Origin of the sequence: Microbacterium sp. Root166, assembly GCF_001427145.1 — a bacterium.
Lineage (GTDB): Bacteria > Actinomycetota > Actinomycetes > Actinomycetales > Microbacteriaceae > Microbacterium.
In genome coordinates this window covers 1,616,995-1,636,153 of the sequence record NZ_LMGL01000001.1, presented here as the reverse complement: position 1 = coordinate 1,636,153, position 19,159 = coordinate 1,616,995, and the positions used below count along the sequence as shown (strand labels likewise).

Here is a 19,159-nt window from a genome sequence, read left to right as displayed (position 1 = left end):
TCGGGAGCGTCGGGATCGAGGCGGCCGTCAGACCGCGTAGACGGAGATCCGGACGATGCCGGTCTCGGGGATGCGAGTGGGAATGGCGCGTCCTGGAACTAGGGGCGTGTTCGGGAATGGGAACGGGATGAGCGTGCCGGATGCGGTCTCATCGCCGTTGAGGCGGAAGACCGGTACGAGTTCGCTGTCCTCGAGCTCGAATGCGGTCGCGGACAGGAAGGCCGGTGTCAGGCCCTCGGCGGCGGCGAGGGTGATCCAGAATCCCCGGCCGATGAGATACGCCGCGTCGTCGCCATCCTCGATGACGATGGCGTAGCCCGGGTACGTCGGCGTGACGTAACCCCATTCGTCCTTCGTGTGGATATTCACTCGAACGTCACCGATGGAGAACTCGGCGCTGGGGTTGTCCTCGTTCAGCGTGATTGCCCGCATGCGAGCTGTAGGGCTCTCGGCAATGACGGCGGCGGCCGCGCGGAGGAGGCCGTACGCATCGGTGAGCGGCGCGATCTCGGGGTCATCGGTGATGTAGGAGTCCACGCCAAACGGCGCGACCCCCAATGCGGCGTGTCCGCCAATGGCCTCGAACATCTGGGGGATACCGGGGGCGTCGCCGCGAAGTTCGGGGATGAACAAGCGGTCGCGTCGGGCCTTATATCCGGCGAACACCGGCGCTGCATCATCGACGTACATGTCGGGGGCAAGGAAGTCGATGTCGGGCGCGAGGGCCTCCCAGATCGCAGCGACCGGAAGCACTGGGCCGCCACTTGGATACTGTCCGGGACGTTTTCCACCGGCGAGGGCAACCGGGCCGTCGAGAACGCTGTCGCGGTCAAGCCAGGCGTTCACGAAAAGCGGAAGGTTCAATTCTGCGCGGCCCGCGGCGGCGACGACCTGCGTATACCGCGCGAAAGCGGCGGCCATGAACGCCTCGTCCGCACGGTCGCCGGCGGGGAACACTTCAGCCCAGGTGCCCTCAGTGCGACGTCCTGCGGTTACCCATTCCGCATGCAGGGGCGCTTCTGTGTCCCCGGCGATTGCATCAATCACATTTGTTTCCACGGGCGAGTTGAAGCGTGCCTCAGCGAGCTCGCTTCGGTCGCGCGAGTCACCGAGCAAGCCGATCTCGTTCTCCACCTGCACGGCGATGACCGTGTGGTCGGTGTCGACCTCGGCGATCCGGCGCATCACGGCCGCGAAAGCGCGTGCGTCCGCGTCGCGCGCCTGCCCACCGAATGGCGTCACATGCTGAATGCGCCGGCCGTCGCCAAGCACTGAACGGGAGAAGCGGTCGGGATTCCGCTTGACCCAGTTGGGAACATAGGTGGACGCAGCGTTTTTCCACGACCCGAACCACAGCGGGATGAGCTTGAGCCCGCGAGCTCGCGCACCGTGAATCATCGCGTCCAGCAAGTGCGTGTCGAAGCTGCCTTCGGTCGGCTCGAACAGATCCCAGGCGACCGGTGCCAGCACAGTATTCGCGCCCAACTGCTGAACCGCATCGAAGGACCGGCTGATAGCCCGCGTGGTGCTGGAACTGGAGTTGTGTACCTCGGCGCCGACCACGACAAAAGGGTGGCCGTCAACGGCGAGGTAGGGGCCGATCCAGGGGGATGTCACTCTGTTCAACGGGCTTCCATTCGGATCGATGGATGGGCATTGGGTGGTGCGAGCGCGGCGGGCGATTCGGGACCGCCCGCCGCGCTCGGGCTATCGGACGCCTCGTACGCGCGAGGCGGTGAATGCAGCTCCCGCGGCGACCAGGCCACCTGCGATGAACATCGCCGTGTAGTTCCCTCCGCCACCGATTGCGAGAAGGAGCGGTGCAATGACGGGGCCGATTGCCGTGGCGATGGTGCCGGACACCTGGTAGATCGACATCCACTTGCCACCGGCTTCCTTATCGGGAAGAACGTCGGAGGCGAGGGCCAGGTCCACCGAGTTGAACGCCCCCGATCCTGCCGACAGCAGGACTGCACCGACGATGTAAACAGTGATGTTCGAAGAGAACGCGGCGATGACCATGCCGGTGCCAATCATCGATGCTGCAACGTAGATGAAGACCTTGCGCCGGCGGAGCTTGTCCGACAGGTAGCCGCCCGCGATGGTGAAGCCGATGGTCGCGAGCAGCGCCAGACCGCCGACGGCCGCCAGCTGCTGGCCCGCCTGCTCTGCGGTGAATCCCAAGCGGTCGAGAAGGAAGTACAGCTGGTAAGTGCTGAAGAACGCTGTGGCGATTCCGATGAGCAACTTGCCGAGCCAGACCCAACTGAAATCTGGGTGTTTGCGCGGGTTGAACAGCAGCGAACGCAGGGAGGCGCCGACGGTCACCGCCTGGAACCTGTCAGGAGCCGGCCCGTCGGGAATGACCAAGATCCAGATCAGCACGCCGACTGCGAACACGGCTACCGGAAGGAGGAAGAGCACCAGAAGGTTGCCGAGCAGGAAGCTGCCGATAAGGCTGGCGCAGACTCCCGCGATTGACGCCATCACCCCGCTGAGCGCGCCGAGCTTTCCGCGCTGCGCAGGCGGGACGTACTGCGCCAGCGCCGGATTCATTGCAGCACCGACAAGCCCCCCGGCGAGTTGAGCGATGACATAGCCTACGAGAACTACGGGGACGGTCGGCGCGATGGCGATGATGGTCGCGCTGACTGCAAACGCACCGAGGCCCAGGAGCAGGAATGGACGGCGACGCCCCCAAGAGAGTTTGCTCCGGTCGCTCAGCACCCCGAAGATCGGCCCGATGGGCAGGAGCACGATGGCGCTGATGCCGACGACCAGACCGAGCGCGGTCTCTTTACTGGCCGGGTCGATGAGCTGGATCTTGTAGGGCAGGCTGAACAGCGCGGGCATGAAGAGGCAGAGGAAGAAGCCGAAGTAGGCCAGCCCGTATGCGAACTTGAATCCGAAGCCGACCTTCGGGATTCGGAGCTCCGCGGTCGTGGGATCGTCGTCCACCTCTTCGGCCCGCAGCGTGAGTTGTGACACTTCCTCGATGGGGGTGCTGTTCGGCGGGATGTTTGCCGCGTCTTTGCGTCTCATGGGTTTGCCTTTGTCATTGGCCCGTCATCGGGCACTCGGGTTCCGGAGCCTTGGCGGGGCCAAGTCGGTGTCGTTTGGACAAGGGAAGCACTCATTTTGACGCGTGTCAATTCCGGATTTCGCGCATTGCCGTGGTGACTTCGACCCGCTCCACGGCGCTCCTCACCGCCGGACGACGGCTTCAATGTGAAGGCCGAAACCAAGGGGGTAGAGCGGGTCATCCGTCCCCGGAAGACTCTCGTGGGCGCTCTCGACTGCGGCGGCGGTGCGGGGAATTTCGATGGGTAAAGCGCCCTGTGGGGCGATTTCACCTGTGAGCGCGAGCAAAAGAGCGTGGTCGCTGACGCCGAAACTGGCGGTGAGGCCCGTCATGTAGCTGGCAAGCGGAGTCAAGATCGCCGGCCGGTCCATGATGACGTCGAGATGCACTGGGGTGGTGGCACCGATATTCCGAAGCCGGTATATCAGTCCCGGAGCGAATTCCAGCGAGCCTTGATGGAAATAGTCCTCGAGGAAGAGGTCGTCGCGAGGCTGGAACGGGGCGTGTATGCGGATGAGCGCAAGATCCGCTTCTGCCGGGTCATCGACGATTGTGGCGAAGTCCGCGACCGCAGCGGGCGAGACTCCCTCGAGATAGATTCGCTGGCCTCGGCGGAGGGGTAGGAGCGAGCCGCGATTCTCGAGCACGGTCACCGAGCGCGCTTGCGCTTGCAGGCCCGCTTGGCGGTGGGGCGCCGAGCCGACGACGGCGGCTGCATGTTCGGGGTCGACAAAGGGATTGTCGAACAAGCCGAGTTGAAACTTCACAAGAAGGATGCGCCGCACCGACTCGTCGATGCGAGACGCGTCTACTCGACCGCTCCGGATGAGTTCTAGAAGCACTTCGGTGCATTCTTCACCGCCGAACTGGTCCGCGCCGGCGCCCAGAATCTTGAGCATTCGCCCGCTCGCGTCAAGCTCCTCAACACCCCATGCGCGGGCTGGCAGGACCCGATCGCCGACGAAGTTGTCGTTGACGAGCTCCCAGTCGGTGAGGACCACGCCGTCGTAGCCGAGCTTTTCCCGGAGTAGACCGGTGAGGATCTGGCGGTTGTACCCGAACCCGACCTCCTCGACGGGCTCTCCGTCGAGCTCCAGCCCGACCGGCATCCCGTAGTAGGGCATGATTGCGGCCGTGCCCGCCTCGATGGCTGCGAGAAACGGGCGGAGGTGGTCGGTGAAGGCGCCTTCGGCGTATACCTGCTCTCGGCCGTACGGGAAGTGCGCGTCCTCCCCGTTTTTTTGGGGGCCTCCTCCGGGGAAGTGCTTGGTGACGCAAGCCACGCTCTCCGCTCCGAGTTCGTCTCCTTGAAAACCGGCAATGTATGCGCTGGTGTACCTGGCGACGCGCTCTGAGTCTGCGCCGAACGTCTGCAGCTGCCTTGCCCACCGCGGTTCTGTCGCGAGGTCGATCTGGGGGTGGAGGGCGGCGCGGATTCCCACTGCTCGGTACTCCTCGCCGGCACGGCGCGCGAAGTCCTCGATGACGTCAGGGTCGTCGATCGCCGCGAGCCCCAGGGCATCTGGCCATTGCGAGAACGGCCCTGCGGAGAACGCGACGCCGCTGTTCTCTGTGAAGGAGTGCCGCGGGTCGGTGGAGATGGTCACCGGAATCCCGTGCGGCGTCTTCTCCGCCATGGCCTGGAGTGCGTTGTTCCAGATAGCCGCGTGGTGCGCCGATTCGAGCCGATGGACGTTGAAATGGTTGATGTATTTGCCCTGGACGACGGCGCTGGTCGGCGACTTGCTAATTCGTCCAGGCGTCTCCAACAGCGTCCCGTCGGGGCCCGGTTCGATCACGGTTTGGAAGAGCAGGCCGACCTTCTCTTCGATGGATAGGCGCCCGACAAGGTCCTCCACGCGATCCTGCGGTGTCCTGCGTGGATCCTCGTAAGGGTCCATGACCCCGTTCCCGTTCAGGTCCCGGTACGGGATCCCATCGGGGCTGGTTGATCGCTCGGGCTGTCCACCGCCCATGTACGCCATCAGATACCTGTGGGGGACGCGGCGGACACGAAGGAGCGGACGCGCGCCTCTTCTTCGGCTGGAAGGACGAGGATCGGGATCGTGCGGGAGGCGCACAGCTGCGCAAACCAATGAGAGCTGAGCTTCGGTGTGCGCTCGAGGGTGTCGTAGTCGACATGGATGATGCCGAACCGTGGTCCATACCCGGCGGCCCACTCGAAGTTGTCCAGCAGCGACCACACGAGGTACCCGACGACGTTCGCACCCCGCTCAAGTGCGCGATGTGTGGCCTCCACATGACTGGCGATGTAGCGTGCGCGCTGCCGGTCGACGACGAAAGACCCGGCTTCGGAGGTGAGGACCTCATCGGGGAACGCGGTTCCGTTTTCCATGACCATGATGGGCAGACCCGGGAACTCCCGCGAGAGCGCTACCAGGTGGTCTTCGAGACCTCGGGGTTCGATGCCCCAGTCCATCCCGGTCCGCTCAAGGTCCTCGCGGCGGACGAACTCGATACGCTCGGAGCCGGGAAAAGCCGTCCCGCCCTTCTTATCCTGACCGGGCACGTAACTGCGGTCGAGACGCACGTGCATCACTTCGTAGTAGTTGATCCCGAGCAGATCCAAGGGCTGGTGGCAGATCTCAAGGTCGCCCGGCTGCAAGAAGCTCCAGTCGGTGAACGCCTTCGTGTCCTCAAGAAGATCTGCGGGATACTCGCCGCGCAGCATGGGCCCGGTGAACACGCGATTGGCCACGGCATCGAAGAGTCGCGCGGCCTCGGCATCCTCTGGTGTGTCGGCTTCGACTCGGAAGACGTTCAGGGCGACTGAGATGCGCGCATCTGCCCGTGTGACGGTTCGTCGGAGCGCCTGCACCGCCAGTCCGTGCGAGAGGTTTAGGTGGTGAGCCGCCTTTAGGGCATCTGCGTGGCTCGTCCCGCCGGGCGCAAATGCCCCGCTGCCGTATCCGGAGAAGGAGTTGTTCCACGGTTCGTTGTGGGTGGACCAGACGGCGACCCGGTCGCCGAGGGCCGCGCCGACAATCTCGGCGTACTTCTCGAACGCGTACGCGGTCTCGCGGCCTCGCCATCCTCCGTACTTGTCCTCGAGTGCCTGAGGCAGGTCCCAATGGTTGAGTGTCACGACGGGCTCGATGCCCCTGGCGAGGAGTCCGTCGACGAGCCTCGAGTAGAACGTCAGTCCTTCCTGGTTCACGACGTCCTCACCTGCGGGCATGACACGCGGCCAGGAGATCGAGAACCGGTAGGCGTCGAGGTTCAGCGCGGACATCAGTTCGAGATCGGTGTGCGTGCGGTTGAAGTGGTCGGCGGCGACGTCGCCCGTGGCCCCGTCCTCGGTCTTCCCGGGAGTGTGGCTGAAGCTGTCCCAAATGGACGGGCCGCGTCCGCCCTCAGTCGCTCCGCCCTCGATCTGGTAGGCAGCGGTCGCCGCGCCCAGGATGAAATCCGACGGAAAGGTGAGGTGCCCGGACTGGACGAAGCCCTCGTACATTGAAACGTCCTTTCATTGACGTGTGTTCTGCAAGTCGCCCACCAGTTGTGCTGAGTCTGGCGACTTTGATGCTGCTGCGCGGCGGCCTTCATTCAGCCGCGGGTTCCGCCAGAAAGAGCGCCCCTCGTGAGTGCTCGCCATAGTCGTGCGCTCACGACAGTGGGGGCGGCCTCCGGCCGTCGTCAACCCTTGATACCCGACGAGACCTGTGACCTGACGAAGTACTTCTGGGCGAAGAAGAAGATCAGAAGCACCGGCACGATGTACAGCACTGCCGCGGCTGCCTGGATCGTCGGAATCGTGTTGCCATTCGGGTCTTGGTAGAACGCAGTGATGGCGACCGACAGCGTGGTGCGGTCCAGATCCAACAGCAACGCCGGGGCGATGTAGTCGCCCCATGTCCAGGTGAACATCAGCAGGAACGACGTGATGAGTACCGGTCGCGACAACGGCAGGAAGATCGTAGTGAAAATCCGCAACCATCCAGCTCCGTCGATGATTGCCGCATCCTCCAGTTCCTTCGGCAGCGAGGAGAAGAACTGGCGGAACAGGAAGATCATGTAGGGCGAGCCAGCGAGTCCCCAGAGGACCCAGGGCCAGTAGGTGTTCACCAGACCGATGCGAGAGAACAGCACGTACGTCGGCAGCAGTGTCAGGATCTGCGGGATCATCATGGTCGCCAGTACGACGATGAACAGCGTGTTCTTTCCGGGAGCGCGCAACCGCGCGAACCCGAATCCGACGCAGGCACTCGACAAGGTGATGAGCACGGAGTAGGTCGTCGCCAGGAACAAGGAGTTGCCGGCGTAGCCGAGGAAGTTGATGTCACCGAGGGCGCGAACGAAGTTGTTCCATTGTGGCACCTCAGGAAGGATCTGGATGGGTAGCGAAGCCCACTCAGCAGGCGTCTTCAGGGCCGCCAGCACCAGCCATATGAACGGGCCGATGAAGAAGACGGTCAACAGAAGGATCAGGATGTAGGTCCCTGCGCCGGGCCGCTTCTTTGACTTGTTCCGCCCTTTTAACCTGCGCGTCGAGGGCGTGACGAGCGCAGCGGTTTCCGTTGCGGGGATCGGGGTGTCGGTTACAGTCATCGCTCTGCTCCCTCGCGCTCGGCTTCGGTATCGACCTCGTAGTAGACCCAGGACCGACTCGATCGCAGAAGAACGAAGGTCAGCCCGAGGATGATGATGAAGAACACCCAGAGCATCGCGGAGCCGTAGCCGAACCGGTTACTGAGGAAGAACTCTTGGTAGACCTGCACCATGTAGAGCGTGGTGCTCTCCGGCACTCCGCCGACCGTCGAGATTCCGGCGGAGTTGGTGAGGAGCATCGGCTGGATGAAGATCTGCAATGCCGCTATGACTCCGGTCACCACCTGGAAGAACAGGATGGGCGAGATCATAGGGATGGTGACGTGGCGGAATACTGTCCACTTGTTCGCGCCGTCTACGGTGGCCGCCTCCTCCAACTCGACGGGGACCCCCTGGAGCGCCGCGAGCATGATGATCATGCCGCCGCCAAGGCCCCACAGCATCAGGATGATGAGGGAGTAGAAGACGGTCGGGTCGATAAGCCACTCGACGGGCGGAATACCGACCACCCCGAGGGCGGCGTTGAGGATGCCGGAGTCTTTATTGAGGACCAGCTTCCACATGATGGCCATGGCGACCACCGGAACGACTGAGGGCAAGAAGAAGACGGTGCGCCATAGCCCCACTGCCCTCAGTCGCCGGTTGATGATTGTTGCGAGCCACAGTGATCCGCCGACAGTGAGCGGCACGACAATCGCGGTGAAAGCGAGTGTCCTCACCAGTGCCGCCCACATGTCGCCGTCGGAGAAGAGTTCGACGTAATTGCGCAGTCCCACCCACTTGAACTTGGGTGAGCTGCCATCGAAGTTGGTCAGGCTCACAACGAAGCCGTACACCATGGGTGCTGCGGTGAGCAGCAGGAATCCAATCACCCAGGGTGAGACGAACGCGTAGAACGTTCGCTTCGGGTATCTGCTCCATTTGCGAGCCATCGCGGTACTTCTCCTTAGCCGACCTGGTCGATGCCCTGCTGGAGAGCTTCGTTCAGTTCATCGGTGAGCTTCGCGCCCGCCTCTTCCACGGTCACCTCACCCTTGATTGCCTGCTGCAGGTACTTGTCAATCGAGTCCTGCAGGAGCCCGGCCGAGATGTACGGCGAGTCCGGCAGCGGCACGGTGAGATCGGCCTGGTTCTGCACGACCTCGTACGCCTGCTTCTGGTAGTCCTGCTCCTGAGGGAGCTTGTCCGCCAGGGACTTCAGCGAAGGGATGCCCCACCCGCTGGACGCGCGAGCCTCGGCCGGCGGACCGGCCATGAAGTACTCCATGAACTTCCAGGCGTTGTCCTTGTTGTCGGATCCCTCGGGGATCCAGGCGCCAGCGCCGCCGAAGCTCATCGGAACCGGGGTGTCGCCCATCACGGGCGCGGGCGCGAACCGGACCGTCTTGAGAGCATCGTCGCCGGCGAAGTTCCCGCCAAACCAGTAGCCATCCTGGCTGATGGCCATACGCTCCGCGGCGAAAGTCGAGTAGTCCGACCCGTCCGGCAGCGGGTTGAGTGAGGTGGGGCCGACGCCCGACTTGCCGTAGTCAACGAACCACTGCAGCGCGCGCTGCGCCTCAGGGCTGGTGAAGTCGATTTCGGTCAGGTCGTCGTTGAAGAGGCTGCCGCCCTGGCTCTCCACCATCGCTGCAATCGGGCCGTAGAGGGTCCACTGCCACTCCATACCCAGGCCATAGACCTCGGTGGTTCCGCCATTGATCACAGAGAGCTTCTTCGAAATGTCGAGGAGCTCGTCGTAGGTGATGGGCTCGGTGTCGCTGAGGTACGGGACGCCAGCGGCGTCGAACAGCGCCGTGTTGTACCAGAGCGCGTTGTCCTGGCTCCAGTCCTTCACAATGCCGTACAGCGGGCCCTCGCCAGCCTTCTCGCCGTCCCAGCGGAAGGCGTTGTTGACCGGCTGCAGGTCATCTTCCTTCAGCACGTCGCTCTCTTCGAGGTACGGAGTCAGGTCCGTCGCGAGTCCTCGTGCGTTGAAGTTCGCGCTGCCAACGGCGTTGCCGAAGGCTACGTCCGGCGGGTTTCCCGAAGCGAGCATCGTGTTCAGGCGCGCCTGGTCGTACACGATGACGTTGATCTTGACGCCGGGGTTGTCGGCTTCGAACTCGGCGATCTGCTCATCGCTCAGGTCCTGGGCTCCGAACATCACGTCGAGGGTGGACTCTCCCGAGTCTCCGCCGCCCGTACCGCCTCCGGTGCAGCCGGCGAGAAGCACCGATGCTGCGACGAACGCGCCCGTTGCAACAGCGATTCGTCGTGCGCGGGATGCGCGTGTGGTCATGTCTACCTCCTTGTGAACATGGCGAGGCTCGAGTGCAAGCCGCCCTTGGTGTTGTAAACCATACACCGAATCCAAAACACGTGCTACATTTTCATGGAGGTTCGCGGCTACCTGTCGGAGATGACGCGGCAGGCCGGAGATGGGTAGTGTCACGAAGATGAGCGCACCGAAGAAGACCGGAGCCCGTGGCCCTTACGCGAAGTCAGCGCAACGTTCGAGCGACATCCTCGATGCCGCGACGACGGTCTTCGCTACCAGCGGTTACCACGGCGGCTCACTCCGCGACATCGCCCGCCAGCTCGACGTCAGCTTGACGAGCATCGTTCACCACTTCGGCACCAAGTACGAGCTGCTCGAGGCGGTGCTCGAGCGCTCGGACAAGACAACTTCGGGCGACGAAGACTTCGATTTCGACGCGGCCTGCAGAGATCGTGGAGTCGTGTTCGCCACGCTCGAACGTGTGCGGACAAGCGTCGACCGCCCGGAACTGCTCAGACTTTTCGCGATCCTTGCCGCCGAGTCCTCCTCGCCCAGCCACCCCGCGCATGAGTGGTTCACCCTTCGGTATCAACGCAAGTCCGCGGAGCTCGCGGCAGCATTCGCGTACGACCAGGGCGCTGGGCGAATCGACCGCGCTCGAGACCCGCACACGCTCAGCCGGCTGTTGCTAGCGGCCTGGGACGGGGTCCAGCTGCAGTGGCTGATCGACCCCTCCGCTGACATGGCAAAACCCATGGGCCTGTTCTTCGAATCCACCATCCCCGAGGCCTTCGAGGGCACTGTTAGCGGTGTCGCCTAGCCGCTGCTTGTCGGCACTCGTCAGGAGCGGCCCGTCAGGAGGATCCCACAACTGATGGGACGTGAGTCGCCGAAAGTGATCACTCCTCGCGACCCATAGGCGGAGAGTCGCCGATCTGGGCCCGAGAATTTGTACCAGGCGTTTCTTATTCGCAATAGGGTTGGCGGAGCGCGAGCGACGCCGTTGCATCGGCGCTGAGGAGACGACGATGTATTTGCGTGGAACCCACCGGGACGTGCGTTGAGCGGCGGGTACGCTGTCGCGCCACGAGTAGATGGCGCCCGTCCCGTCCGTTCGATTCTTCGGCTTCTTCGTAGGCGACCGGTCCGCCTGACGGTCGCCATTGCCGCCTTCGCAATCAAAGAGATACCGGTCTGGTTCCTGCCGGTCGTAACGGCGGCCATCATCGACGTGGTCGCCGACGGCGGCGCAGTGAGCGACGTGCTCGTTTGGTTCGGTGTTGCGGCGTTGCTCTTAGTGCAGAACTACCCGAACACTCTGCTCTACACCCATCAGTACATGACCATTGTTCGCGACACCGGCGCGGACCTGCGCAACGCCTTGTCGGCGCGGATGCAGATCTTATCCATCGGCTATCGCAGTCGAGTGAGTTCCTCGGTGTTGCAGACGAAGGTCGTTCGGGACGTCGAAAACATTGAGACGATGCTGCAGCAGGTCACGCCGCCGATCTTGTCGTCGGTCATCGTGCTCGTCGGTGCGACAGTGATGACCGCTCTGGCAGTTCCCGCATTCCTGCCTGTATACGCGCTCACAGTCCCCATCGCAATCGGACTGCGCGCGTCCCTGCGGCGACGCACGGTCGGACCGAACGCGGTCTTTCGTCGTGAGATGGAAGGGCTGGCAACACGAGTCGGCGAGATGACATCGTTGATACCTGTTACCCGAGCGCACGGGTTGGAAGGGACTGCGGTCAATCGGGTCGCACGCGGTGCAGACGGTGTCCGCAACGCGGGTCTACGGCTCGATGTCCTCAACTCGCACGTGTCGACGGTCTCGTGGATCACCATGCAACTGCTCGGCGTCGCGTGTCTCGCGCTGGCTGCAATCGTTTCCCTCACCGGCTTCCTTCCTGTCACGCCCGGGGAGGTGGTCCTCCTTTCGACGTACTTTGCTCTCCTCACTCAGGCGCTTACCTCGCTCCTCATGCTGATACCGGTGACGGCACGAGGCGTGGAGTCGGTGCGGTCAATCGCGGAGGTCTTGGAAGAACCTGATCTGGAGCACAACGAAGGCAAGCGTCGCGTCGATAGAGTCGCAGGCCAGCTGACCTTCGAAGGCGCATGCCACAGGTATCCCGGTGCGGACGCCGATGCTATCCATGACATTCGGATAGACATCGCTGCAGGTGAAACCGTTGCGTTTGTCGGTTCGTCAGGCTCTGGCAAGTCCACCTTGCTGAACCTGGCGCTTGGCTTCGCCCGTCCGACCAGTGGCCGCATCCTGCTTGACGGCATCGATATGGAGGAACTGGATCTGCGGGCCGTCCGGCGGTTCGTGTCCGTGGTTCCGCAGGACTCAGTCCTATTCGAGGGTTCCATTCGGGAGAACATCGCGTACGGACTCACCAACGTGACGGATCCCGAGATCGCGGACGCGCTGCGGGCCGCCAACGCCTTCGACTTCGTCCAGAACCAGCCCAACGGTTGGGACACCGTCGTAGGTGAGCGAGGGGCGCGTCTGTCCGGCGGTCAGCGACAGCGACTCGCCATTGCGCGCGCGCTGATCCGAAACCCGCGAATCCTGCTCCTCGACGAAGCGACCAGCGCTCTGGATCCCGAGTCAGAGGGCCTGGTCAAGGAGGCGCTGGCGAGACTCATGGAAGGACGAACGACCCTCGTCGTCGCGCACCGGCTCTCAACCATCCGGAAGGCGGACCGCATCGTCGTCCTCGAGCGGGGCCGTGTCGCCGAGATCGGCAAACACGACGACCTGGTGACCCGGGGTGGCCGCTATGCCCAGCTCCATCTCACCCAGTCGTCTTGAGAGTGACTTGGAGGGGAACAGCGGAACGGATCACAAACCCGGGTGGTGCTCGCACATGAGCAAGACAAGAAGTCAGCCTGCATCCTCGTCCCGACATCAGACCGATCCAGCGGTCTCGGGTGGCGAAGTGCTCGACACGAGGGATTGCTGATAGGTCATGAGTAGGCCATCGCGTCGATAGGCGGCCAGCCACTGCCGGAGCGTGGGAGATGTCAATGTGGAGCACGCGCAGCGGAGCGAGCATGAACGACATTGACACCGACGAGCGCAGGCTGAGGATGGGCCGTCGAGGCGATGGCTGTCGTGATCACTTGCGACTACCGCTGATGACGCGGCCTTGATCGCCGTTCGGTGGGTGAGGAGCTCGGTGATGTTGCTGCAAGCGCCGCTCACACTCTCGACTCTGGTGGTGGCGATCGACCCCGGGAAGGTGCTGAACTGGGTCTGGGTCAGCGATGGTGACGGGCTGTTGACGGAGCCAGCCTCGAGCCCGGTCTCGCGCGCCGAGATCGAGAAGCTGGAACACGCGGTCAACGGTCACGCAGCCCGGGGGCGGGTCGTGATCGCGATCGAGGCGACTGGGAGCTTGCATCGGGCGTGGGCGACGGAGTTGGAGCGTTTGCATCCGGGTTCGGTCCGACTGTTCGCGCCCTCCGAGACGTGAGCCGCTCGACTGGCGCTAGCCACCAGGCACGGTGGCCTCTCCGGCGCCCACGCCGTGCCCACACTTTGCCCACACTTGCCGAGAATCACCGCAATCCAACGGCATCCATGGACCTCGATATCCGCATGAATCCGCGGATCTCGCCCAAATCTAGTGGCCCGAAAACCGCCCTGCCTGAGTTCGACTCCCGCCGTCGCGTCTACCTGCGAAGGCAGCGTCCCGAGCTCAACTCAGCACGCGCACCATCGCGGCAATCGCTGACGGGCCGACTCGGCAGCATCCGCCGATGAACCGCGCGCCGGCCTCGGCCCAGGCGGTCGTGAGCGCCATGTCGAATCCGCGCTCACCGACCCATCGACGTGCGGCGCCATCCCACGTCTCCCCCGGAGCCGATGTGCACGAGGGCTGTCGCCGGACGGCACGCTGCGGCCTCATCCCGAAAGTTCCGTCACGGCATGCCTGCCTGACACGGGGCTAAGCTCTCCAGGTGTTGGAGGCGATTGCACATGCGTAGATCCCCGACGCTGCCGCTTGTCCTCACCCTGGTCGCCGCGCAGTTCGTGGTGATGCTGGACTCCAGCATCCTGAATGTGGCGCTTCCGTCCATCGCGACAGACCTGGGCCTCAGCCCGGTCGGAACCGCCTGGGTCCTGAACGCCTACTTCCTCACGTTCGGCGGGCTGCTGCTGATCTCGGGCCGCGCCGCGGACGTCTTCGGCCGCCGCCGCATGTTCCTCTTCGGAGCCGGAGTCCTCGTCGCAGGCTCCCTGCTCGGCGGCTTTGCGACGACGGACATGATGCTGATCGCGGCGCGTCTCGTCCAGGGAGTGGGCGCGGCGATGCTGAGCCCGGCGGCCATGTCGGTGATCCTCGCCACCTTCACGGGGCGCGAACGGGTGCGGGCGATGAGCGGCTGGGGAGCCGCTTCCACCGTGGGAGGTGCGGCCGGCGTCACCGTGGGCGGACTGCTCACGGCGGCGTTCGGCTGGCAGAGCGTTCTCTTCGTGACGGCGGCGGTCGCAGCTGTCATCGGCGCAGCCGGCTGGGCGATCCTGCCCACCGGGAAGGGCGCTGAGGCACGCCCGTTCGACGCCGCCGGCGCATCCCTCCTCACCGGAGCGGCAGTCGCCATCGTCTTCGGAGTGCTCTCGGCACCGCACAGCGGACTCCTCTCGGTCGAGGTGATCGCCGCGGCCATCGTCGCCGGGCTGTGCCTCGTCGGCTTCGGCCTCGTCGAGAAGCGAGCCGCGGACCCCGTGCTGCCCACACGGATCCTCCGAGACGCGCGGGTCAGCGGCGGAATCGCGGTCAACCTCCTCGGCGGCGGCGCCCGCGTCGCCTGTTTCGTGCTCGTCGCCCTTCTGCTTCAGCAGGTTCTCGAGTACGACCCGGCGATCGCGGGCCTCGCCATGCTTCCGACATCGCTCGCAGGTTTCGCCGTCAGCATCCTCCTCCTGCCGAAGGCGCTCAACAGGCTCGGTCCGCAGCGCGTCGCGGCCATCGGGCTCGTGCTGCTCGTCATCGCGCATCTCCTGCTCGCCGCCGTCGACAACGGCGACTCGTACCTGCTCCGCGTCCTCCCGGCGCTCATCGTCGCCGCAGCGGGCGTCGCGTTCAGCTTCACCCCCACGACCCTCGTCATCGCGGAAGGCATTGCCGCCCGCAACTCGGGCGTCAGCTCAGGCCTCGCCTCTGCGACCGCTCAGATCGGCGGAGCAATCGGCATCGCCGTCTTCGGCGCGATCGACGCCGCGCGGCGCGCCACCACCCTCGATGCCGGCGGCACGACGCTGGCAGCCGCGGAAGCGGGGCTTCAGGCCGCCAACCTCGCGGCCGCCATCGCCGCTGCCGCAGCGGTGCTCGTCGCCGTTCTCACATTCCCTGCGCTGCGGCCATCGCTGACGGGGCGACGACGGCGGCCCGTCGACGCGGATGCGGGAACCTGAGACGCGCGGGAGAGCATCACGTGCATGGTGACTCCCGTCGCTGCTATCCGCGGGCGATCGTCTCGATCGTGACCCGGTTCTTGCCCGCGCCCTTCGAGTCGTACATGGCGCCGTCCGCACGGACGAGCAGGCTCGCGCCGTCCGGGCGCTCGTCGACGCCGGGGGTGTAGAGCGAGACCCCCACGCTGACGGATGCCGCGATCTCAGCGGCTCCGACCGCGAACGGTGCCCGCGTGATCGAGAGGATGCGGTGGGCGATCGCTGCGGCGGCGTTGATGTCTGCGTTCGCGCAGATGGCGACGAACTCGTCGCCGCCCATGCGTCCCACGACATCGCCGCCGCGGACGCCGTCGCGCAGCCGTGCGGCCAGTTCCACGAGGACTGCGTCTCCGGTGGCGTGACCGAACCGATCGTTGACCTCCTTGAAGGAGTCGATGTCAAGGAAAAGCACGGCGAGGGGTTCAGACGTTCTCACTGCGTCGTCGATCGCGTCGTCGAGCAGCTGCTGCAGCAGCTGGCGGTTCGCGACACCCGTCAGCTGATCGTGCAGGGCGAGGTAGGCGAGCTGTCGCTGCAGCCGGACGCGTACGAGCGTCTGCGACGCCTGTCGCCCCAGCGCGTGCTGCAGATCGAAGAAGTGCTCGTCGAATTCCGTCCGCCGGCCGAAGAAGCAGATCAGGATGCCGAGCCGCCGGTCGTCTGCCAGCAGAGGCGTGATGCTGAGCGACGAGATCCGCTGGGTGCGCATGGCCGCGGCCAGTTCCGGGAACTCCTCCCGTGCGCTCGTCTCCTCCACCACGGTCACGTGAGCCGTGTTGCGGAGCGACGTGACGGGGGCCACCAGTCCTTCCAGAGGATTGGTGCCGGCGACGCGCGTGAGGACGGCTTCGTCGTCGAGCAGCATGACCATCGCGGCTTTCGCGTCGAACGCCTCCCGCGCCACGTCGACGAACGACTGCGCGACATCCTCGTCGCTGGCGCTCAATCCGAAGGCGCTCGACACGTCCTGAAGGATCCGGACCCGGGCCTCGGACGACTCCGCTATCTTGCGGGCGGCCAGCAGCTCGGTCTCGTACAGGTGCCGTTCGCTGGCGCTGAAGAGGGCGGTCCGGACGAGCTGAGCCTCGAGATCGAGCGACGCGTTGACGAGCATCGGCAGTCTCGTGCCGTCTTTGCGCATGACGGTCAGGGCGACCTCGTTGACCGCCCCTTCCAGGTGCACGATGTGCAGGTGCCGGGTTTCGAAGAACAGCCTGCTTCCCGGATCGAGCACGGCGAGGAACGGGCGCCCGACGACCTCCTCGGCGGCGTACCCGGTCCAGGTCAGGAACGTCTCGTTCGCCTCCGTCACCACGCCGCCGAGCGACATCGATATGAGACCGCACGGCGCGAGCCGGAACCACGGGTCGTCGGGAGAGCTCATGACAGAAAGGCTCTCATCGCCGCCACGACCTCATCCGGGCCCGAGAGGATCGGCACGTGCCCCGTGGTCTCGAGAAGGACGAGTTCGCTCGCAGGGATGGCGGAGTGCACGTAGCGCCCGACGTCCTCGGGTGCGATCGCGTCGTGGCCGGCCTGCATGACGAGTGTGGGAACCGACACCTGCGACAGGTCGCGGCGATTATCGGAGAGGAAGGTGACGTGCGCGAAGTGCCGTGCGATCTCGGGATCGAGGCTGCAGAAGCTCGCGGTGAGTCGGGCTCCGAGCTCAGGACGGTCGTCGTTTCCCATGATGATCGGAGCGGTCGCCGCCGACCACCCCAGGTAGTTGGCGTCCAGCGTGTCGAGCAGCCCGGCGATATCGGTCGCCTCGAATCCGCCCCGGTACGACTCGTCGTTGATGTAGCGGGGTGACGGCCCGATCAGGATCAGGTCGCTGAATCGGGAGGGCTCCCGATTCGCCGCGAGGACTCCGATCATGGCGCTGACGGAATGCCCGACGAACACGACCTCGTGTGCGTCCAGCGCGTGCAGGATCTCGAGGACGTCGTCGGCGTAGCCGTCGAGGGAGTCGTACTTGCCGCGATCGTAGGCGGCGACGTCGGAATCGCCCGAGCCGACGTGATCGAAGAGGACGACCCTGTAGTCGCGTTCGAAGTGCGGGGCGACGAGTTCCCATGCCGCCTGACTGCAGCCGAATCCGTGTGCGAAGAGCATGATCTGTCCATCCGGATCACCGCTGATGCTCACGTTGTTCCGTCGCAAGGGGTCCAGCACTCGGGCCGCTGCCATCCGTACTCCTGAGGTCGTTCTCGGCATCCGACGGACGCGCAAGGCGATCGTAGGCGATTGGTCGGTCCAATGGCGAGTAGCCGAGTGGCAAGGAGGAGCACTCTACGCCGTCGGCGCCGTCTTCGCTGGAGGCTTGCCTCAAAGGCCGTTGTGGGGCTGACTGTCATCGTGACGATCGACACGGAGCTCGCGACGGATCTCCTCTCGGCGCAATCCGGCGGAGAGCTGTTCGCCGTGTTCCAGCCGCAGCTCGATCTCGGCACGCGGTCGATCGTCGCTGCCGAGGTGCTCTGCCGGTGGCGGCATCCTCTCCGGGGGCTCGTGCCGCCCGAGGATTTCATCCGGGTCGCGGAGGAGACCGGTTCGATCCGGGCACTCGGCCGGCTGATGCTGAACCACGGACTCGATCTGATCGCCCACTGGCAGAAGCGCAGCGTGGCCATCGAGGCATCCGTCAACGTGTCGCCGGTGCAGCTGACCGACGGGAGGTTCGTCGATCACCTCCAGGAGAGGCTCGAACAGCACGCGATCTCGGCAGGGTCGCTGATCGTGGAGATCACCGAGTCGCAGCCCCTGGGCGACGCCGTCGTCGTCGTGCGCGAGCTCGAGCGCCTGCGAAGTGCGGGGATCGGCGTGGCACTCGACGACTTCGGAACCGGACATGCTTCCACCGCACAGCTGGAGCAGCTGCCCGTGAGCGAGGTGAAGCTGGACCGGCTTCTCATCCAGTCCCTCAGTCCGGAAGTGGACGACGTCCTCATGGACACCATGCGGCTGGCCAGAGAACGCGACCTGCGAGTCGTGGCGGAGGGTGTCGAGACAGAGGCCCAGTTCGAGCGCGCCGTGGAGCTCGGGTGCGATCGCATCCAGGGATTTCTGGTGAGTCGTCCCCTCGGGCGTCCCGCGTTCGACGCGCTGCTCGAGCAGGAGCAGGACTAGAGGTCGGAGAACTCCGCCGCCGAGGCGCCGCGGGAGGTCTCTTCGGTCTCGCCGCCGACGTCGATCTGCGTCCACGTCACGGGCATACCTGGGGAGAAGAGCACGTCGATGCCCGGGCCGGAGCGCAACGGGGGAATGGTGACGTACCCGCCGCCGGCGCGAATCGCCTCGAGGATCTTGTCCTTCAGGTCGGTCACCGGGTCCGGAAGGAAGTAGTCCCGTCCGTCGACGGTCAGCCGGTTGAAAACTGTCATGTCTGCTCCTTGTCGCCGTTGGAGGGGCTCGGCGTGCCGCGCGGCTCGGGCTCGGGAATGACCTCGAGCCCTGACCCGCTGTTCGCCTTCGCCATCAGCGCTTCCACCCATGCCCGGTTGAGGGCGGGCTCGCGTCCGCCGAAGAAGACGAACTGCAACGGGATCGCCTGGTGCAGCCAGATCGAGTTGCGGCCCATCCCGCTCGTCGAGTCCGACTCCCACGAGAGAGAGAACGATTCGCCACGACGAAGCTTCGTCATGATCACGATCCGCAGGTGTGCGAGCTCGCGGTCATCGAAGTCGATCGACCACGTCGGCGCGCCATAGATCAGCTTGCCCATACATCCTCCGTTCGAAGGCAAGTCTGGCACGCTTGCGGAACGCGCGGC

Annotated in this window: 17 protein-coding genes; 5 read left to right on the top strand and 12 right to left on the bottom strand. The window is 64.8% G+C overall.

The genetic code is table 11. From position 1 onward, the window contains the following. Positions 1-27 precede the first annotated feature (27 nt). From ASD56_RS07420 to ASD56_RS07390, 7 genes are all read right to left on the bottom strand, one after another. Positions 28-1,617: a DUF5597 domain-containing protein gene (locus tag ASD56_RS07420; RefSeq protein ID WP_268777905.1), complete on the bottom strand. Its 1,590-nt coding sequence runs from the start codon at positions 1,615-1,617 to the stop codon at positions 28-30. Between the two features lie 90 nt (positions 1,618-1,707). Beyond that, the gene (locus ASD56_RS07415; RefSeq protein ID WP_055963135.1) at positions 1,708-3,042 is read right to left on the bottom strand and encodes an MFS transporter; all 1,335 of its coding nucleotides are present in this window, start codon (positions 3,040-3,042) and stop codon (positions 1,708-1,710) included. 162 nt (positions 3,043-3,204) lie between these two features. Further along, positions 3,205-5,067: a glycoside hydrolase family 3 protein gene (locus ASD56_RS07410; protein ID WP_442922389.1), complete on the bottom strand. Its 1,863-nt coding sequence runs from the start codon at positions 5,065-5,067 to the stop codon at positions 3,205-3,207. Beyond that, complete coding sequence (locus ASD56_RS07405; RefSeq protein WP_082541301.1) at positions 5,067-6,557, bottom strand: GH1 family beta-glucosidase; 1,491 nt, start codon at positions 6,555-6,557, stop codon at positions 5,067-5,069. Before ASD56_RS07405 ends, ASD56_RS07410 begins: the two co-directional genes overlap by 1 nt. A 182-nt stretch (positions 6,558-6,739) precedes the next feature. After that, entirely contained in the window at positions 6,740-7,651 is a 912-nt protein-coding gene (locus tag ASD56_RS07400; RefSeq protein ID WP_082541300.1) for a carbohydrate ABC transporter permease, read from the bottom strand. Then, positions 7,648-8,583, bottom strand: a complete 936-nt coding sequence (locus tag ASD56_RS07395) for a carbohydrate ABC transporter permease (protein ID WP_055963132.1) — start codon at positions 8,581-8,583, stop codon at positions 7,648-7,650. The genes ASD56_RS07400 and ASD56_RS07395 overlap by 4 nt, the downstream gene beginning before the upstream one ends. A gap of 14 nt (positions 8,584-8,597) precedes the next feature. Beyond that, positions 8,598-9,932: an ABC transporter substrate-binding protein gene (locus tag ASD56_RS07390; protein WP_055963129.1), complete on the bottom strand. Its 1,335-nt coding sequence runs from the start codon at positions 9,930-9,932 to the stop codon at positions 8,598-8,600. Positions 9,933-10,089: 157 nt separating this feature from the next. On the opposite strand from ASD56_RS07390, the gene ASD56_RS07385 reads away from it, so the two are divergent. The 3 genes from ASD56_RS07385 to ASD56_RS07375 all read left to right on the top strand — a co-directional run bounded on the left by ASD56_RS07385 (position 10,090) and on the right by ASD56_RS07375 (position 13,399). Continuing rightward, complete coding sequence (locus tag ASD56_RS07385) at positions 10,090-10,731, top strand: TetR/AcrR family transcriptional regulator (RefSeq protein ID WP_055963126.1); 642 nt, start codon at positions 10,090-10,092, stop codon at positions 10,729-10,731. Positions 10,732-10,971: 240 nt separating this feature from the next. Next, positions 10,972-12,735, top strand: coding sequence for an ABC transporter ATP-binding protein (locus tag ASD56_RS07380; protein ID WP_055963123.1), 1,764 nt, complete (start codon positions 10,972-10,974; stop codon positions 12,733-12,735). Positions 12,736-13,102: 367 nt separating this feature from the next. Beyond that, on the top strand, positions 13,103-13,399 hold the full coding sequence (locus ASD56_RS07375; protein WP_157535797.1) for a hypothetical protein: 297 nt from the start codon (positions 13,103-13,105) through the stop codon (positions 13,397-13,399). A gap of 225 nt (positions 13,400-13,624) precedes the next feature. Here ASD56_RS07375 and ASD56_RS15995 read toward each other — a convergent pair whose 3' ends face one another. Continuing rightward, on the bottom strand, positions 13,625-13,834 hold the full coding sequence (locus ASD56_RS15995; RefSeq protein WP_082541299.1) for a homocysteine S-methyltransferase family protein: 210 nt from the start codon (positions 13,832-13,834) through the stop codon (positions 13,625-13,627). Positions 13,835-13,905: 71 nt separating this feature from the next. Between ASD56_RS15995 and ASD56_RS07370 the strand changes: the two genes are divergently transcribed. Next, positions 13,906-15,345, top strand: a complete 1,440-nt coding sequence (locus ASD56_RS07370) for an MFS transporter (protein WP_055963117.1) — start codon at positions 13,906-13,908, stop codon at positions 15,343-15,345. Between the two features lie 43 nt (positions 15,346-15,388). Here the strand turns inward: ASD56_RS07370 and ASD56_RS07365 are convergent, their stop codons facing one another. Both ASD56_RS07365 and ASD56_RS07360 read right to left on the bottom strand, forming a co-directional pair. Further along, positions 15,389-16,768: a sensor domain-containing protein gene (locus ASD56_RS07365; protein WP_055963114.1), complete on the bottom strand. Its 1,380-nt coding sequence runs from the start codon at positions 16,766-16,768 to the stop codon at positions 15,389-15,391. Then, positions 16,765-17,577 carry an alpha/beta fold hydrolase gene (locus ASD56_RS07360; protein ID WP_055963111.1) on the bottom strand — a complete coding sequence of 271 codons (813 nt, stop codon included), beginning with the start codon at positions 17,575-17,577 and terminating at the stop codon, positions 16,765-16,767. The genes ASD56_RS07365 and ASD56_RS07360 overlap by 4 nt, the downstream gene beginning before the upstream one ends. 168 nt (positions 17,578-17,745) lie before the next feature. Between ASD56_RS07360 and ASD56_RS07355 the strand changes: the two genes are divergently transcribed. Next, complete coding sequence (locus tag ASD56_RS07355; RefSeq protein WP_162249508.1) at positions 17,746-18,516, top strand: EAL domain-containing protein; 771 nt, start codon at positions 17,746-17,748, stop codon at positions 18,514-18,516. Here ASD56_RS07355 and ASD56_RS07350 read toward each other — a convergent pair. Beyond that, entirely contained in the window at positions 18,513-18,770 is a 258-nt protein-coding gene (locus ASD56_RS07350; protein WP_055963105.1) for a hypothetical protein, read from the bottom strand. The two genes, ASD56_RS07355 and ASD56_RS07350, sit on opposite strands and share 4 nt — an antisense overlap. Continuing rightward, positions 18,767-19,111, bottom strand: coding sequence for a DUF7882 family protein (locus ASD56_RS07345; RefSeq protein WP_055963102.1), 345 nt, complete (start codon positions 19,109-19,111; stop codon positions 18,767-18,769). Before ASD56_RS07345 ends, ASD56_RS07350 begins: the two co-directional genes overlap by 4 nt. Positions 19,112-19,159: the final 48 nt, after the last annotated feature.

Bases quoted from the DNA above. Each gene is read 5' to 3' on its own strand.
- ASD56_RS07415 (WP_055963135.1), bottom strand. From the start codon at position 3,042: ATGAGACGCAAAGACGCGGCAAACATCCCGCCGAACAGCACCCCCATC.
- ASD56_RS07410 (WP_442922389.1), bottom strand. From the start codon at position 5,067: ATGGCGTACATGGGCGGTGGACAGCCCGAGCGATCAACCAGCCCCGAT.
- ASD56_RS07405 (WP_082541301.1), bottom strand. From the start codon at position 6,557: ATGTACGAGGGCTTCGTCCAGTCCGGGCACCTCACCTTTCCGTCGGAT.
- ASD56_RS07400 (WP_082541300.1), bottom strand. From the start codon at position 7,651: ATGACTGTAACCGACACCCCGATCCCCGCAACGGAAACCGCTGCGCTC.
- ASD56_RS07395 (WP_055963132.1), bottom strand. From the start codon at position 8,583: ATGGCTCGCAAATGGAGCAGATACCCGAAGCGAACGTTCTACGCGTTC.
- ASD56_RS07390 (WP_055963129.1), bottom strand. From the start codon at position 9,932: ATGACCACACGCGCATCCCGCGCACGACGAATCGCTGTTGCAACGGGC.
- ASD56_RS07385 (WP_055963126.1), top strand. From the start codon at position 10,090: ATGAGCGCACCGAAGAAGACCGGAGCCCGTGGCCCTTACGCGAAGTCA.
- ASD56_RS15995 (WP_082541299.1), bottom strand. From the start codon at position 13,834: ATGAGGCCGCAGCGTGCCGTCCGGCGACAGCCCTCGTGCACATCGGCT.
- ASD56_RS07370 (WP_055963117.1), top strand. From the start codon at position 13,906: ATGCGTAGATCCCCGACGCTGCCGCTTGTCCTCACCCTGGTCGCCGCG.
- ASD56_RS07365 (WP_055963114.1), bottom strand. From the start codon at position 16,768: ATGAGCTCTCCCGACGACCCGTGGTTCCGGCTCGCGCCGTGCGGTCTC.
- ASD56_RS07360 (WP_055963111.1), bottom strand. From the start codon at position 17,577: ATGGCAGCGGCCCGAGTGCTGGACCCCTTGCGACGGAACAACGTGAGC.
- ASD56_RS07350 (WP_055963105.1), bottom strand. From the start codon at position 18,770: ATGACAGTTTTCAACCGGCTGACCGTCGACGGACGGGACTACTTCCTT.
- ASD56_RS07345 (WP_055963102.1), bottom strand. From the start codon at position 19,111: ATGGGCAAGCTGATCTATGGCGCGCCGACGTGGTCGATCGACTTCGAT.